The organism is Tangfeifania diversioriginum, from assembly GCF_900141875.1.
Lineage (GTDB): Bacteria > Bacteroidota > Bacteroidia > Bacteroidales > Prolixibacteraceae > Tangfeifania > Tangfeifania diversioriginum.
In genome coordinates this window covers 1-15,310 of the sequence record NZ_FQZE01000015.1, presented here as the reverse complement: position 1 = coordinate 15,310, position 15,310 = coordinate 1, and the positions used below count along the sequence as shown (strand labels likewise).

At 41.7% G+C, this 15,310-nt stretch carries 15 protein-coding genes; 4 read left to right on the top strand and 11 right to left on the bottom strand.

Annotated elements, in window-relative coordinates; translation table 11 throughout:
* Window positions 1-37 precede the first annotated feature (37 nt).
* Window positions 38-1,054 (bottom strand): 6-phosphofructokinase, encoded by a 1,017-nt coding sequence (pfkA, locus tag BUC07_RS10680; RefSeq protein WP_073169208.1) that lies wholly within the window; start codon window positions 1,052-1,054, stop codon window positions 38-40.
* Window positions 1,055-1,256: 202 nt separating this feature from the next.
* Between pfkA and BUC07_RS10675 the strand changes: the two genes are divergently transcribed.
* Window positions 1,257-1,475, top strand: coding sequence for a hypothetical protein (locus BUC07_RS10675; protein ID WP_073169206.1), 219 nt, complete (start codon window positions 1,257-1,259; stop codon window positions 1,473-1,475).
* 27 nt (window positions 1,476-1,502) lie between these two features.
* Here the strand turns inward: BUC07_RS10675 and BUC07_RS10670 are convergent, their stop codons facing one another.
* The 10 genes from BUC07_RS10670 to BUC07_RS10625 all read right to left on the bottom strand — a co-directional run bounded on the left by BUC07_RS10670 (window position 1,503) and on the right by BUC07_RS10625 (window position 11,655).
* Window positions 1,503-2,249, bottom strand: coding sequence for an NYN domain-containing protein (locus tag BUC07_RS10670; RefSeq protein WP_073169204.1), 747 nt, complete (start codon window positions 2,247-2,249; stop codon window positions 1,503-1,505).
* A gap of 2 nt (window positions 2,250-2,251) precedes the next feature.
* Complete coding sequence (locus BUC07_RS10665) at window positions 2,252-3,025, bottom strand: tetratricopeptide repeat protein (RefSeq protein WP_073169202.1); 774 nt, start codon at window positions 3,023-3,025, stop codon at window positions 2,252-2,254.
* A gap of 7 nt (window positions 3,026-3,032) precedes the next feature.
* Entirely contained in the window at window positions 3,033-4,847 is a 1,815-nt protein-coding gene (locus BUC07_RS10660; protein WP_175552516.1) for a BatD family protein, read from the bottom strand.
* Window positions 4,848-4,870: 23 nt separating this feature from the next.
* Window positions 4,871-5,644 carry a tetratricopeptide repeat protein gene (locus BUC07_RS20655; protein ID WP_073169200.1) on the bottom strand — a complete coding sequence of 258 codons (774 nt, stop codon included), beginning with the start codon at window positions 5,642-5,644 and terminating at the stop codon, window positions 4,871-4,873.
* Between the two features lie 7 nt (window positions 5,645-5,651).
* A complete protein-coding gene (locus BUC07_RS10650) occupies window positions 5,652-6,689 on the bottom strand; it encodes a VWA domain-containing protein (RefSeq protein ID WP_245792698.1) in 1,038 nt (345 codons plus the stop codon).
* 13 nt (window positions 6,690-6,702) lie between these two features.
* Complete coding sequence (locus tag BUC07_RS10645) at window positions 6,703-7,698, bottom strand: vWA domain-containing protein (RefSeq protein WP_175552515.1); 996 nt, start codon at window positions 7,696-7,698, stop codon at window positions 6,703-6,705.
* Window positions 7,699-7,704: 6 nt separating this feature from the next.
* A complete protein-coding gene (locus BUC07_RS10640) occupies window positions 7,705-8,706 on the bottom strand; it encodes a hypothetical protein (protein WP_073169198.1) in 1,002 nt (333 codons plus the stop codon).
* 4 nt (window positions 8,707-8,710) lie between these two features.
* A complete protein-coding gene (locus tag BUC07_RS10635) occupies window positions 8,711-9,592 on the bottom strand; it encodes a DUF58 domain-containing protein (RefSeq protein WP_073169353.1) in 882 nt (293 codons plus the stop codon).
* A gap of 77 nt (window positions 9,593-9,669) precedes the next feature.
* Window positions 9,670-10,665, bottom strand: coding sequence for an AAA family ATPase (locus BUC07_RS10630; RefSeq protein ID WP_073169196.1), 996 nt, complete (start codon window positions 10,663-10,665; stop codon window positions 9,670-9,672).
* A gap of 549 nt (window positions 10,666-11,214) precedes the next feature.
* A complete protein-coding gene (locus BUC07_RS10625; RefSeq protein WP_073169193.1) occupies window positions 11,215-11,655 on the bottom strand; it encodes an Hsp20/alpha crystallin family protein in 441 nt (146 codons plus the stop codon).
* A gap of 696 nt (window positions 11,656-12,351) precedes the next feature.
* On the opposite strand from BUC07_RS10625, the gene BUC07_RS10620 reads away from it, so the two are divergent.
* The 3 genes from BUC07_RS10620 to BUC07_RS10610 all read left to right on the top strand — a co-directional run bounded on the left by BUC07_RS10620 (window position 12,352) and on the right by BUC07_RS10610 (window position 15,230).
* Complete coding sequence (locus BUC07_RS10620; RefSeq protein ID WP_073169191.1) at window positions 12,352-14,112, top strand: TlpA family protein disulfide reductase; 1,761 nt, start codon at window positions 12,352-12,354, stop codon at window positions 14,110-14,112.
* A 378-nt stretch (window positions 14,113-14,490) separates the two neighbouring features.
* Window positions 14,491-14,889, top strand: a complete 399-nt coding sequence (locus tag BUC07_RS10615; protein ID WP_073169189.1) for a TerB family tellurite resistance protein — start codon at window positions 14,491-14,493, stop codon at window positions 14,887-14,889.
* Window positions 14,890-14,891: 2 nt separating this feature from the next.
* Window positions 14,892-15,230 carry a hypothetical protein gene (locus BUC07_RS10610; protein ID WP_073169188.1) on the top strand — a complete coding sequence of 113 codons (339 nt, stop codon included), beginning with the start codon at window positions 14,892-14,894 and terminating at the stop codon, window positions 15,228-15,230.
* The last annotated feature ends 80 nt before the right edge of the window (window positions 15,231-15,310 follow it).

Here is a 15,310-nt window from a genome sequence, read left to right as displayed (position 1 = left end):
CCGTCCAGCGGCTTCAATCCGCTTGACGGGTAATGATCTACATCGAAATTATCTTACTGATTTCAATCCAGTTTTTATCAATTTTGTCGCGTTTTGTATAAGCTTCTTCCAGCGGGGTAAAAACGATTTCCCGGTTTACTTGTCCGGCCATCAGGCCTGTTTTGCCTTCGAGCAATCCCTTAACAGCAGCATGTCCCAAAAGACTTGCCAGTACTCTGTCGTTGCAACTGGGAGAGCCGCCACGCTGAATATGCCCCAGCGTTGTAACCCGTGTTTCGTAATTGGGAAGCCGTTGTTTCACTTTTTGTGCTATTTCAGCGGCACCACCTTCTTCGTCACCTTCGGCTACAATTACAATCCCCGAGGTTTTGTTTTTCCGCCGCTCCATTTCCATAAAATGACAAAGCTGGTCGATGTCAGTCTGGATTTCGGGCAGCAAAGTGGCTTCTGCGCCGCTGGCAATGGAAGAGTTAAGTGCGATGAAGCCGGAATGGCGCCCCATCACTTCCACGAAAAAAAGTATATTGTGCGATTCTGCCGTGTCTCTGATATTGTCCACAGCCCTGATTACTGTATTTATTGCCGAATCGAAACCGATGGTAAAGTCGGTTCCGTAAATGTCGTTATCGATGGTGCAGGGAATACCGATAACCGGAATCCCGAACTCTTTGTAAAGCAGGTCGGCACCGCGGAAGGAGCCATCTCCTCCGTTAACAATCAACGCATCGATTCCGGCTGCTTTCATATTATTGAATGCGCGCTCCCTTCCTTGTTGCATTTTGAATTCGGGACAGCGGGATGATTTCAGTATGGTTCCGCCGCGTGAAATAATTTTGGAAACCGAGTGCGATTTCATTTCAATAAAGTCGTTGTTGATTAGCCCGGAAAAGCCGTTTTTTACACCAACAACTTTCAGGTTATAATAAATGGCACTTCTCACAATGGCCCTAATGGCAGCGTTCATCCCGGGGGCATCTCCACCAGAAGTAAGCAGGGCAATTTTTTTAATGTCTTGGGGATTTGCCGGAGTGTTACTGTTTTTTATTTCTGACATAAATTAGTTTGAATTTATGTTGTTTATTTGGGTGTGCAATTTAGCAATAATCCCACGTTTGTGCGAAACCAAAGCAGTTGTTTTTGCATATTTAATTATGCATTGGTAACTACAACCTATATCTCGAAAACTAAAAGAATTGTATCTTTGTTTGAGTTATGGTAATGTTTTTGTACGTAATCAGAAAACATAATTGCAGGGAATGATGAAGACAGTAACAGTTGAAATTAAAAATGATCAAGCGCTTACTTTACTTGAAAGTCTTGAGAGTATGCATATCATTAAAATTGTAAGAAGTGGATACACGCAGAGAACAAAGAAAAATTCTGAAAGATTTTCAGGAGCTATTTCAAAAGAAACAGCTCAAAAACTTAAAAAACATATAGCCAATATCAGAGAAGAATGGGAAAGAGATATTTAATAGACAGTAATTGTATCATTGATTATACTACCGTTTTTTATTTCGCACGTAAATTAGTTTGAATTTTCCTCTGGAACTGTCGCGTTGGTCGATTTCGAATTTTCCGATGGAGTCGATGAGAGGGGTGAGTTTCTCGAAGCCATAATTACGCGAATCGAAATTGGGCTGCTTTTTTTGGAGCAGGCTGCCCACGTCACCCAAAAACGCCCAGCCGTCGTCGTCGGCCAGGTCGGAGATTGTGGAAGAAATAAGTTTGACCACTTTGGGTGTAATTTTATCAACCTGACTTTTTTTGACGGGCTTGTCGGTTGTTGTGCTGCCTTCAGTCTCTTTCGTTCTGTTTTGGAGAATTTCAATGTAAATGAATTTATCACAGGCTACAATAAACGGATCGGGAGTTTTCTTTTCGCCAATGCCATATACTTTCATTCCTGCTTCGCGCAACCGTGTGGCCAGTCGTGTAAAATCGCTGTCGCTCGACACCAGGCAAAAACCATTTACTTTTTCGCTGTAAAGAATGTCCATGGCATCGATAATCATGGCCGAGTCGGTGGCATTTTTACCGGTTGTGTAGCCATATTGCTGAATGGGAGTGATGGCATTTTCGAGCAGTAGGTTTTTCCATTTCGACAGAAACGGTTTGGTCCAGTCGCCGTAAATGCGCTTTATTGTAGGATTACCATACTTGGCAATTTCTTCCATCATCTCTTTTACGTAGGCGCTGGGAATGTTGTCACCATCGATGAGGACGGCCAGTTTAAAATCATTTTCCATGATTAAATTTTTACGATACATGAATCGGGCAGCCAGCCCACATTTCCGTCGGATAACCTGATTTCTTTCCAGGTGCTGGCACTGTCCGATATCTGTACTTTAACGCCTTCGTAAAGCAAGAAAAGGTCGGTGCCGGTTTGTGACGGGGCACTTTTAACTGTTACCCTTGGGCAAAATACAATGGCATGGTTTCGGTTTTCTATCTTCTTTTTTTGACGGTCAGCGAAAGAGTAAGTGAACCCGGAAAAAATAATGGCGAAAATACCCAGCCAGAATGCCAGCCGTTTCAGGCCCGCCCGTTTACTAAAAATAAACAGCGCAAGTAGGCCAAGGAATAGAATAAACGCACCGATACTGATAAACGACCAGGAATCGGCAGTGAACTGGTTGACCACCCGGCTGCGCCAGCGCACGAAAAAAGGCTGGGGCAGGGCTTCAATTTCGGTTACCACCGATTGGTTGGCCAAATCGAGATTGAACTGGATGTCTTCATCCTGCGGGGCCAGCAGTTTGGCACGTTCGTAATTTAAAATGGCGTTATTTACATCGCCGGTTTTATAGTAAGCATTGGCAAGATTAAAATAGAGTTTGGCCGATTCCTGCCCCTCCTGCAAAATTTGCTCATAAGCCGAAATTGCCTGTTGAAATTCTTCCGTAGTGTAGTAGGCATTGGCTTTCTCCCACAGGAGCTGCGTGGAGTCCTGTGCTGATGAATTCAGGACCAAAAAAATCCAAATCCATATAAAGCCATATTTTTTCAATAATTGTTTAAGCATCTTACAGTTACTTTTTTATCTGTTTTTCCAATTTGCTCATGGTCGAAACGGCTTTTTTATACAGGTCGCTTCGGGCTTCTGAACCTTCCGACGGGGCATACTGTGCAAACTCGCACTGTTCGATAATGTCCACAAAGTCATTTACCAGGGCTTCTTCCACATTTCGCTGCTGCAAGCTTTCCACTGCACTGTCGCGGTTCAGATTGGCCACCGGAATCCCCAGTTTATCGCTTAAATAGCCCCAGAAAGCTTTCAGGATAGCTTCGTGGAAAGCTTCATTTTCATTCTTTTTCATGAACCCTGCAGCTGTTTTCAATCGCTTGACAGCAATGCGGTTGGCTTTTTTATTTCGCACGAGTGCAGCATTGGCATTTTCGCGTGCTTTTTTGCGGTAAACGGCAATCAGCGCAAGAAATAACAAAGCACTACCTCCATATACGGAATAAAAGAGCGGAGTTCCAAAAAAAGTGAATCCTTTTTCACGCAATGACGGATTTCCCTGTTTTATATACCGGATATCCTGTCCAATCAGCTGAAGATCTTCACGCCGTGTGCTGCTGACCACAGCCCCCGGTTGGTCCGTGCCTTTTGTAACGTGTAGCGAATGTTCCCTTGTTGCTTTGGTGACATACCGTCCTGTGGCCGGATTGAAATAAGCGAACTCCACCGACGGGATGGTGTAATCACCTTCGAAACGGGGCTGGAACAGGTATTCTACTGTTTTTGTGCCTGACACTCCGTTGTCCGAAGTTTGTACATTATCGTTTGAGCGCGGATCGTAAACTTCAAAATCGGTTGGAAGCTCCAGTTCTGGCGTTCTTATCAACCTGATATTGCCGGAGCCGCTGATGGTTACTTTGAGTGTAACTGCATCGTTTGTAGTAATGTTTTCATTATTGATTTCCGAAGAAATATTGAAATTACCCACGCCACCGTAATAGTTGGCAGGTTCGGGCGGCAGGTCTTTTACATTTACCGAAACAGGATCGCTGGTAACGGTGGTTTTTACGGTGCGTACTCCGCTAAAAAAATCGTCGAAGAAACTGCGCTGCCTAACCCGTTGCTGCACGAGCAGTGACATGCTGAAAGGTTCAACCGTTATTTTCCCGTTTTGTTGCGGGAAGAGCACCGTTTTTTTCAGGATTCCAACCTGGTAAATACGGTCGTTGTAAACTTCGCGCGAAAAATTAATTTGCTGCGGTATTTCAATGTCCTGGGTATAAAATCCTTCAAAAGTAGGAAGATTTACCTCGTCGAATCCTGAAACCGGAATGTCGGGGCTGACATACAATTTTACAGTAGCAATGATTTGCTCGCCCCTGAACACATTTTGTTTGTTCATTTCAACCCTGACAAACAGGTTTTCGCCACCCAAATCAACTGATTGTTGTTCTCCTTCGCCCTGAGGTTGTGATTGCGGTGTGGATTGCTGCTTGGCCTTAACCACTTGTATTTTCAGTGAATTCGACTCAAAAACGTCCCCGCCAACTTCAATTGTGGCAGGTCTGATTTCAAATGTTCCCGTTTCTTTGGCACGCAAAATATAGGTGTAAGAAAATGTTACTTCGGTGGTTGTGCGGCCGTTAATGGATTGCATGCGGGTTGACTGGCCGGTGCTTGGCCCCATTAATACATCAAAATTGTCAGTAAGGCCCGGTGGCAGTTGCAGGTTGCTTCCTCTTTCGTTCAGTGTAAAAGAGAGCCGGAATTGTTTTCCCATTTCTACCGCGTTGGGCGCCGACATTTCAAATTTGGTTTGTTCGGCCGACACCCCCGCGGTCAAAATGAAAAATAAAAAATATGTAATTAGTTTCTTTATCATCTTATCTGCTTGTAAGCGTTGAACTACCATTCTTTTTCAACATTCGATTTGCGTGCTTTGGCTGCTTTCTCTTTTTTTACTTTTTCCTGAATATCGCGCTCATCGTTTTGCAATGCCTGCAGCAACTGTTCCGCATCTTGTCTCGAAATTTTGTTTTGTTGTTGCTGCTGCTGTTGTTGTTGGTTCTGATCCTGATTTTGCTGATTTTGCTGATTTTGTTGATTTTTTTGCTGATCCTGATTTTGCTGCTGATTCTGGTTATTCTGATCCTGCTGCTGTTGCTGCTGATTTTGGTCTTGTTGCTGATCCTGGTTTTGATCCTGATTTTGCTGCTGCTCTTGCTGGTTTTTCAGCATTTGAGCAAAAGCCAGGTTGTATTTTGTTTCAATATCATCCGGTTTTTTGCGCAGCGCTTTTTTATACGATTCAATGCTTTCGTCAATTTTTTCCTGCATCAGCTGGCTGTTGCCCAGGTTATGAAGAGCCCGTGCCTGTTCTTCCGGCGTTTCCAGCTTTTCGCTCAGCTCACTGAATTTTCTTTGGGCTTCATCAAAACGCATCTGTTTATACATGGCATCGGCCAGGTTGAATTCCCATTTTTCATGCCCCGGCCTTTTATTCAGTGCTTTGCGGTATTCTTCTTCGGCCTGGCTGAACTTTGTCGTATCGAGTTGCAAAGTATCTTTCAGGGCCTCTTCGTAAAGTTGGTTGCCGCTGCGAACGAATTTGCGCTCGTTTTGGCCGAAAACAACTACTGAAATCAGCAGTAATGGTATGAATAAAATAGTTCGTATCATAGTTGTTTTATTTTGTTGAAAACAGGTTTACTTTCATTAAATATTTGTTCTTTCTTTCAAGAGTAACAAACTCCAGAAGCAATAACAACAATCCAATTGCAAAAAAGTACTGAAACTGGTCGTCGTACTCGGAATAAACCAGTGTTTCCATTTCTTCTTTTTCCAGTTTGTTAATTTCGTCGAACAGGGCATTGAGCCCCACCTGTGCATTATTAGCCCGAACGTATATTCCGTTTCCGGTTGATGCAATTTTCTCCAGCATGGTTTCGTTCAATTTTGTAATCACCACTTCGCCGTTTTTGTCTTTCATGTAATCTTTCTGACCGCCCTTAAGCACTGGTATAGGCGATCCCGAGGGTAAACCCATTCCAATTGTATGTACTACAATTCCGTTTCCCACAGCTTCCTGTGCTGCTGACACCGGGTCGTCTTCGTGGTTTTCACCATCGGTAATTACAATAATGGCTTTGTTGGACTGGCCTTCGGGAGTGAACGATCGAATTCCCATTTGAATGGCTGTACCAATTGCCGTTCCCTGCGTTGGAACTATCTGGGTGTTTACTGAATTTAAAAACAGTTTAGCCGAATTGTAGTCGCTGGTAATAGGCAACTGCATGTAGGCATCGCCGGCAAAAACAATGAGCCCGATTTTGTCGTCACTCAAACGGTCAACTAGCCTTGAGATGGCCCGTTTGGCTCGTTCCAGCCGGTTGGGTTCAATGTCTTCTGCCATCATACTGTTTGATACATCGAGGGCAATCATCAGTTCCACGCCTTCGCGTTTTACCTTTTTTAGCTTTGAACCAAATTGCGGGCGGGCAGCACCAACAATAAAAAATGCCAGTGCGAGCATGAGCATGATGAATTTAAACACAGGCCTGCTCTTTGAAGTAAACGGCATTAAAACACTGATGGTTTCTTGTTTGCCAAATCGTTTCAATGCTCTCTTCCGGGCAATTCTCGACCAGGCAAAAATAAGGGCCAGCAGTGGAATAATGAGCAGCCCCCATAACAATTCAATATTTGCAAACCTGAACATTTCCATTTTTTTTCGTCTTTTAAGGGATACTCCTGAATACTGTTGTTCTTAAAATCAGGCTTAAAACAATTAACAAAATTCCTGCCAGTGCAAACGGCAAAAATTCTTCCGATTTGCGGCTGAACTCCCGCACTTCAATTTTCGATTTTTCCAGCTGATCTATCTCTTCGTAAATTTCTTCCAGCTTGGTGTTGCTGGTTGCCCTGAAATATTTACCGTCGGTAATGGTTGAAATCTCTTGCAGCATCTCTTCGTCAATTTTAACTTCAATGTCGCGTAGCTGAGTTCCGTAAGGTGTTTGCACAGGGTAGGGGGCGGTTCCCACGCTTCCCACACCAATGGAATACACGCGGATACCAAATGTGCGGGCAATTTCGGCAGCTGTGAGCGGGGCAATTTCGCCCGAATTGTTTTCGCCGTCGGTGAGCAGGATTACCACCCTGCTTATGGCATCGCTGTCTTTTAAACGTGCTACCGAAGTGGCCAGTCCGTTACCAATGGCTGTTCCGTCTTCAATGAGACCTGTTTCAACATCTTTGAAAAGATTGAGCAGAACGGCACGGTCGGTGGTAAGCGGGCATTGCGTAAATGCTTCTCCGGCAAAAACTACCAGGCCCATCCTGTCATATTGTCGGCCTGATATGAACTCTATGGCCACCTCTTTGGCTGCTTCGAGCCGGTCGGGGGTAAAGTCGCGCGCCAGCATACTGGTTGAAATATCGAGCGCAATTACAATGTCAATCCCTTCGGTGGTCACGTTTTCCCAGTTACGCGACGACTGCGGCCTTGCCAAAACAACGGTGAAAGCAGCAATGGCCAGCACCTGCAGTAAAAATACCAAATGGCGCAGGTAGTGCCTCAGCGTTTTCGGGGCTTTAAAAACTGAAGCAGTAGAGGAAACCTGTATGCTAGCTGTGTTTTTCTTTTGCCGAAAAATATACCAGGCAGCCATTGGTACAATAACCAACAGCAGGTAAAAAAAATCGGGGTTTTTAAATGTCAGTCCTTCAAACATCCTTTGTTATTTTATTTCTACTTCTTCAACGTTTTCATCGTCATCATCCGCCTTGTTCTCAGGTTTCTTTTCTTCTTCTTTTTTTGTGTCGTTCACAAAAAAGTAAGCGTTTACCAGTGCCATATTATCATCGTCGGGCAGAGGCTTGTATTTGGCAAATTTCACCAGGTCGGCCAGTTTTAAAATCTGGCTGAGGTTTTCAAATGTTTTGTCTTTCAGCAAACCGGGCCTTGCCCTGAAACTTTCAATGGTTTCGTCGGAAGTTTGCTCCATGGCCTGAATTTCAAAACGGTCTTCAATATATCCCCTGAGGGCTTCGGTGACATCACTATAAAATTGTTTGGTTTTTCCTTTCTGCCAGAGTTTTTCACTTTTAATACGGTCGAGTTCGCGCAAGGCAATAACATGCGCGGGTTCTTTGGGCTTTTTAGGCAGCGTGAAAATGGGTTTGTTCTGTTTTTTCCGTTTGATTGAATAGAGAATAAAAAACAGGATGGCGCCAATTAAAATTATTCCCAGAATATAGGGTGTAACCTCCTTCAGGGTTAACGGGGCATCGTAAGGCATTTTTATGTCGGTGGGGCCTCGTGTGGTGTCAATGGGAATGCTGTGCACACGCAGCGTCACCCCGTTGCTGGGCACCGAGTCGATTCGTCCGTCCAGGTCCAGTTTGAACCAGTAGGGCGGGATGCGGTAGGTTCCGCTGTCGAAACTGGTAATCAGGTACGATTGTATTTGTTTCTGAAACGACTCATCGTCATGTTCAAAAGTGTCGATGCCCGAGCGGCTGAGTACTTCAATTTTTTCGAGTAGAGTATCGGGAACCTGCGGGAATTCAATTTCCACATTTTTGGGGTGATCGATTTCCAGGAAAAGTTTCACCTGGTCGCCCAGTAAAATGTTGGTAGAGTCGATACTGGCAGTAGCTTTTATACGCTGTGCGTTTGCAGCAATAACTGCCGGCAAAAGAAAAAGTAGTGTTAAAGCTGTATGTTTAAAAAGCTTCATTTTTTTATTGTTTAAGTGCCCTCTTTTTAAAAAGGTTCATCAACGATTTTACGTAATCCTGGTTCGTGTTAATTGCCGTGTAGTCCACACCGCATTTTTTGAACATGGAATCGAACCGGGCTGCATGTTTAATCCACCAGTCGGCATAAATTTTCCGTGTTTTGCGCGAACTGCTGTCCACCCACACATACTCCCCGGTTTCGGCATCTTTGAGTTTCATCATTCCAATGGGGGGAAGTTCTTTTTCGCGTTCATCGTAAATTTTAAGCGCCACCACATCGTGCTTGTTATTGGCAATGGAAAGCGCCATTTCCAAATTTTTGTTATCGTCCATAAAGTCGGAAATAACAAATGCAGTACACCTTTTTTTTATGGCGTTGGTCAGGTAGCGTATGGCTCCTGTTATGTCGGTGCCACTGTGTTGCGGATGAAAATCAATCAGTTCGCGAATGATGCGCAGAATATGGCTTTTCCCTTTTTTGGGCGGGATAAATTTTTCAATGGTATCAGAAAAGAAGATGACCCCGATTTTGTCGTTATTCTGAATAGCCGAGAAGGAAAGGATGGCTGAAATTTCGGTGATGACATTCTTTTTCAGTTTTTCAAATGAACCGAATTCGCGGGAGCCGCTTACGTCGATAAGCAACATCACGGTAAGTTCCCTCTCTTCCTCGAAAATTTTTACATAGGGGTGGTTGTAGCGAGCCGTTACGTTCCAGTCGATGCTGCGAATATCGTCGCCTATTTGGTATTCACGCACTTCGGAAAAGGCCATTCCGCGTCCTTTAAAAGCACTGTGGTATTCGCCCGCGAAAATATTCCGCGAGAGGCCACGTGTTTTAATTTCAATCTGCCTTACTTTTTTTAATAATTCAGTAGCTTCCATGAAAAGCGTTTCAGGTTTCACGTTTCAGGTTTCAGGTTGGAAAACATGTAACTTGCAACCTGTAACCTGCAACTTCTCTACGGTACTTCAACCGTGTTCAAAATATCTGTAATAATCTCTTCCGAAGTAATATTGTTTGCTTCAGCTTCGTAGCTCAGCCCAATACGATGGCGCATTACATCGGGGCACACCGCGCGTACATCTTCAGGAATAACATAGCCTCTCCGTTTGATAAACGCAAATGCTTTGGCGGCCTGTGCCAGGCTGATTCCCGCCCTGGGCGACGAGCCGTAGGAAATCATTTCCTTGTATTTTGAAAGGTTGTATTCATCGGGTACGCGTGTGGCAAATACGATGTCCACAATGTATTTCTGGATTTTTTCGTCTATGTAAACATCTTTCACCACATCGCGGGCTTTGAGAATATCTTCCGGTTTCAGAATCTGCGAAGTTTCAGGATACTGTTTCAGCAGGTTCTGGTTAATAATTTGTTGCTCATCCGCTTTATTGGGGTAGTCAATTACTACCTTCAGCATAAAACGATCCACCTGGGCTTCCGGTAACGGATAAGTACCTTCCTGCTCGATGGGGTTTTGGGTGGCCATTACCAGGAACGGTTCTTCCAGTTTAAACGTAGCATCGCTAATGGTGATTTGGCGTTCCTGCATGGCCTCGAGCAGCGCTGACTGCACTTTTGCGGGCGCGCGGTTTATCTCGTCAGCCAAAATGAAGTTGGCGAAAATGGGACCTTTTTTAATGGAAAACTCTTCTTTTTTCTGACTGTAAATCATGGTTCCCAAAAGGTCGGCCGGAAGCAGGTCGGGGGTGAACTGGATGCGCGAAAATTTGGCGCTGATGGTGTTGGCCAGCGATTTAATGGCCAGTGTTTTTGCCAGTCCGGGCACACCTTCGAGCAGAATATGCCCGTTGGACAATAACCCCACCAACAGGCTTTCTACCAAATGTTTCTGACCGATAATTACTTTGTTCATTTCCATGGAAACCATGTCAACAAACGAACTCTCTTTTTGAATCCGTTCATTTAGCTCTTTTATATCCACTGTCTGGTTCATATCTGTATGTAATTCTTTATTGTTTTTGTATTTCGTTTTTATCTGTGCCTTTTTATTTTATCTGTTTAGTCAAAAGTCAGAGGCCGGAAGCACGAAGTCGGAAGTCCACCTCTCTCTTCTATATATCTAAACGTCTAATTTTTGAGAGCACGAATTTAACCTATTGTGTTAGAAATTGGTCAATTATTTTGTTAAAAAGTTTTAAGCCCGCCAAGTCTTCATATAAGATTCAGTTTTTTCTGGTTTTGCTTCGGCCTTTCCTCTGCAACTATTAACTAATTTTTACTATTAACTTTCTTCTTTTTTGTTTCTGTACCCCTCTGTCTGCCGACATCTCCCCTTGGCAGGGGAGAACGCGCTGAGATAATCATCTGCTTATTTTTATTTTTCAGCACCGTATCGCTTAGCGCGATTTCCCTTTTTAGGGAATTGGGCGAAACCCAAATGGTAACGTAAATTTTCCATAAAAAAGGCAGGAACTGTATTCCTGCCTGTAATGTTTTTCCTCCGGTTCCCCTTCCGCCAGTTGGCGGAGGTTAGGGGAGGCCCTTACGAAATCTTAATTTCACGTGCCGGCTTCGGTTTTACTTCTTCTCTTTTTGGAAGCTTAATCTTCAGAATACCGTTTTCGTAACTGGCCGAAATTTTATCGCTGTCCACATCGTTTCCGGGCACTGTAAATGAGCGCTGGAACGACTGATAGCTGAATTCTTTCCGGGTATAGCTGTCTTCTTTTTCTTCTTTTTCATTTTTCTTTTCAGAAGAAATTGTCAACACGTTGTTCTGGAAATTGACATTGAAGTCTTTTTTGCTCATCCCCGGAGCTGCCACTTCGATGAAGTAATCATCGTCGGTTTCTTTTACATTAACTGCCGGCAACGATGTGTTGGTACTTGAAAAGTTTGAAGTACCCCAGTCCATTAAATCGTTATTAAAAAAACGATCGATAAACGATGGAAAATAACCTTCATTTCTTCTTGCGAGTGTCATGGCTTAACCCTCCTTTTCTTTTAATGGTTCAACATTTTTTTAAATTTTCTGTAAGCACAATATCAAATGGCATACCACGTAGATTTTACCGGTTTTTGAATGTCAGGATTTCGCTACAACTGCCTCGTTGTCAGTTGTTAGTAGTTGAATTGTGAATTACTCCGATTAAAATCTGTCAAATTTTCAGTGGAATACACGGCAACGTTGATTGAAGAATAAGTTCATTTGACAGGAGGAGAAAAATTTCCACGCGAAGGCCGCAAAAATACGTTTACGCAAAAAGCGCAAAGGATACAAGTATTGAAGATTATAGATTGCATTATTCTCTTCTATCAAGCTTTCCTTTGCGGTTTTGGCGTGTGTCATTTTGCGTGCTTTGCGTGGAATAAAAGCCCGCTCCCACACAATTTCATCGCATTGCTTTTTTTCATAAAATAAGCAGAAAGCGTCACACCTTTCCTGCCTTGTGTTTGTGGCCGGTTCAAAAAAATATTTGGTTAATTCTCAAAAGGTTGCTACATTTAAAACCGTAAAACTAAAGCAAAATACTAAAAGAAACCCGGGCCGCTTATGAAACCCGATGACAACAATAAAATCAGGAATTTTAAAGATAAGGAATAAATACCCAAAAGGTGTGCAATGCATGGCTGGATGGGGTGTGTTGTTCACTTTTGCTGGATATAATATATAAACTATATGAGTAAAACAATGAAACCAGGTAAAACCTTAAGAAATATGAAAACTAAAACTACAATCTTATTCTTGATTGCAATTTTTATGATTGCATGTAACGCAGAGCATAAAATCAGTATCGAAGATAAAAAATTTGATAAGTACTTTTTTAATGAAAAAAATATTCCGGTTGTTGAGGGGAAGGTGCTTAATCTTACAGATGAAGAAATTGAAAATACCAAATTAGAATATTCAATTGTAACTCCTTTTGACCAGGACCAATTTCAAGTTAAAAAGTACGGAATCCTTAATGCTGACGGAACCTTCGAATTAGAAATTGATTATGCCTTCCCATATCAACAGATTTGGCTACACATTGGAGAATCTTTTTACGCAGGTATTTATGCCAATTCTGATTTGTACATTGAACTTGATGCAGATAGTTTAAGGGAAAAACGAGTATATATGAACGGAGCAGGTGTGAAGTATTTAGGCACCGACGGAGAACTGAATACCTTTCTGAATAACCACATACTTTACAAACGAGAGGAACAACTTAGTATCGCGGAAAAACTTTCAACGTTAAGCAGGGACAAAAATTTAGATTATGAAAGTTTTTTATCAAAATATGATAGCCTTTATATATTGCTCCATAACATTGACGATGAATTTATCGAAAAGAATCCATCACCCTATTCCTGGATCCTGAAAAATGAAAGATTATCTGAATATTACGGAGATCTGTGCGTCCGGCATTGGAGTCCGACTGGTCCCAAAATGAGTGAAAATCTATTTAATGATATAATAAACCATAAACCTTATTTGGTATCAAATAATGGTTCCTCGTTTTATAACTATCTTTTTACCTATCTGGGAAGACGAGCAGGGAAATATGAGCCAATTATTGTGGATGATTTTCTTGGATACACTAAATTATCAGACGCAGAAAAAGTTAAAGTCAATGAATATTCTAATATAAAAGCTCAATCTGAACGGGGTAACCCTTTTGACACCATCAGATTTAGAGAACTATCAGAAAGCATATATCCTCTGCTAAATGATACGATTACTGCTTTTCAAACCTCAAAAACATTAAAATATATTGACAGTCTTTTTACCGACAGTAAGGCCGATTTTTTAAAACTCAAACTAACAAGTAAAGACCCAAAAGAGAAAAAAGTAATTATTGAAACCGCACTAAATACAATAAATACAGAATGGTGTAAAGAGATTTTAGAATCAGGTTATAAAGAAAGTATTGAGAAAATGGCTTCAATTGAACGTATTCTGAAAGGTGAAAAAAGTTTTACATCAACCAAAAACATTGGGGAGCCAATTGCCGAGATGCCATTTGGTGCAAAATTATATAAAGTCGATAAGTTAAAAGCTGAAGAATTACTTTCTAATATAAAAACAGCGTTTAATAACAAAGCTCTCATCCTGGATTTTTGGGCGACCTGGTGTGGTCCTTGTTTGGATGAAATGCCTTTTAGCAAAAAACTGCGCGAGGAGTTTAAGAGCCAACCCATAGAATTTGTTTATTTGTGTACTTCAAGTGGCTCGGACATAGAGAGCTGGAAGGCAAAGATAATTGAATTAGAAGTGGGGGGAACTCATTTATTTGTTGAGTCAAGCATTGAAAGTGAATTGATGAAGTTATTCTCTTTTGGAGGCTTTCCAAGTTATGCTTTTATCGATAAAAGCGGAAACTACAAGGCAGGAGCTATTAGCAGAATGTCGTATTTGGAAAAAGAGGAATTGAAAAAACTTTTGGTAGAAAAATAATGCCGGCTCCGCTCCCGCGCGATTTCACCGCGTTGCTGTTTTACCATAAAATAAGCAGAAGCACGACGCCTTTTTCTGTGTTGAATTCGCGGCCGGTTCAAAAAATATTTGGTTAATTATCAAAAGGTTGCTACATTTAAAACCATATAACTAAAGCAAAAACTAAATAAAAACCGGGCCGCTTATGAAACCCGAAGACAACAGGAAAATCAGAAATTTTAAAGAAAGGAATAAATACATAGAAGGTGTGCAATACTACATACCTGATGGGGTGAATTAATTTTTTTTATTGGATATATAAATTATTCTGGGGAAGTTTAAATAGAGACCAAAATATAATTTTTTTAACCATAGGAAATAACTTTAAAAGCAAACGAAATGATTGAAAATGAGAAAAAAATGTTTTTAGGTTTATATCAAATGTTGTTAGCGGATGAAGAAGTACACCCAAATGAAATAGCAATCCTTTACCAAATTGGAAAAGAAAAAGGCGATATTTCCGAAGAAGAAATTCAACGTGCTATTTTTTCACCAAACACTTTTGTGTCGAATGAAAATCTGAGTGACGATGATAGGATAGAATATTTGTATAACTTATCTCGCATTGCTTGGGCAGATGGTAGAATTGATGACAGAGAAAAAGAAATTCTACAAGAAGCAAGTAAACGACTTGGTTTTGCGAATGAAAACGTAGTGGAGATTTCTGAATTCCTTTTGAAGCAAGCAAAAGCAGAAAAGTCATTTGAAGAAATTTTACAAATCATTAAAAATTCGTAATCATGGGACTAAAGGATATCTTCACAACTCAAAGAAATAATGCAGCCGAGATGAAACTTCTCAAAGGTGATGGCGATAGTTCAATTGCTGTCATATCAGGAGCATCATATACTGCCCGTGGGACCAAAGATGCGGGTTATTGTGGAGGTTCGTCCCAAGCATTATTACCTAAGCTGCACGCTATTTATATGCAACTTACTCGCTATATCCAACAAGACGAAATGAAACAAAGCGAAAGGAAAAGCGAAATCAAACAAGAAATTAGTGGTTTGGAAGCAAAAAATGCTAACATCGAGAATCAAATAAATAATGAACAAGATAAACTTACAATACTTCGTTAAAAATGTGGATAACTATTTGAAAATGAGCAAAATAAACCATCGGAATATTTGATTAAACCCCTGATAATCAGTATCTTAAT

Coding starts and splice junctions, on each gene's coding strand:
- pfkA (WP_073169208.1), bottom strand. CDS start 1,054: ATGTCAGAAATAAAAAACAGTAACACTCCGGCAAATCCCCAAGACATT.
- BUC07_RS10675 (WP_073169206.1), top strand. CDS start 1,257: ATGATGAAGACAGTAACAGTTGAAATTAAAAATGATCAAGCGCTTACT.
- BUC07_RS10670 (WP_073169204.1), bottom strand. CDS start 2,249: ATGGAAAATGATTTTAAACTGGCCGTCCTCATCGATGGTGACAACATT.
- BUC07_RS10665 (WP_073169202.1), bottom strand. CDS start 3,025: ATGCTTAAACAATTATTGAAAAAATATGGCTTTATATGGATTTGGATT.
- BUC07_RS10660 (WP_175552516.1), bottom strand. CDS start 4,847: ATGATAAAGAAACTAATTACATATTTTTTATTTTTCATTTTGACCGCG.
- BUC07_RS20655 (WP_073169200.1), bottom strand. CDS start 5,644: ATGATACGAACTATTTTATTCATACCATTACTGCTGATTTCAGTAGTT.
- BUC07_RS10650 (WP_245792698.1), bottom strand. CDS start 6,689: ATGGAAATGTTCAGGTTTGCAAATATTGAATTGTTATGGGGGCTGCTC.
- BUC07_RS10645 (WP_175552515.1), bottom strand. CDS start 7,698: ATGTTTGAAGGACTGACATTTAAAAACCCCGATTTTTTTTACCTGCTG.
- BUC07_RS10640 (WP_073169198.1), bottom strand. CDS start 8,706: ATGAAGCTTTTTAAACATACAGCTTTAACACTACTTTTTCTTTTGCCG.
- BUC07_RS10635 (WP_073169353.1), bottom strand. CDS start 9,592: ATGGAAGCTACTGAATTATTAAAAAAAGTAAGGCAGATTGAAATTAAA.
- BUC07_RS10630 (WP_073169196.1), bottom strand. CDS start 10,665: ATGAACCAGACAGTGGATATAAAAGAGCTAAATGAACGGATTCAAAAA.
- BUC07_RS10625 (WP_073169193.1), bottom strand. CDS start 11,655: ATGACACTCGCAAGAAGAAATGAAGGTTATTTTCCATCGTTTATCGAT.
- BUC07_RS10620 (WP_073169191.1), top strand. CDS start 12,352: ATGAGTAAAACAATGAAACCAGGTAAAACCTTAAGAAATATGAAAACT.
- BUC07_RS10615 (WP_073169189.1), top strand. CDS start 14,491: ATGATTGAAAATGAGAAAAAAATGTTTTTAGGTTTATATCAAATGTTG.
- BUC07_RS10610 (WP_073169188.1), top strand. CDS start 14,892: ATGGGACTAAAGGATATCTTCACAACTCAAAGAAATAATGCAGCCGAG.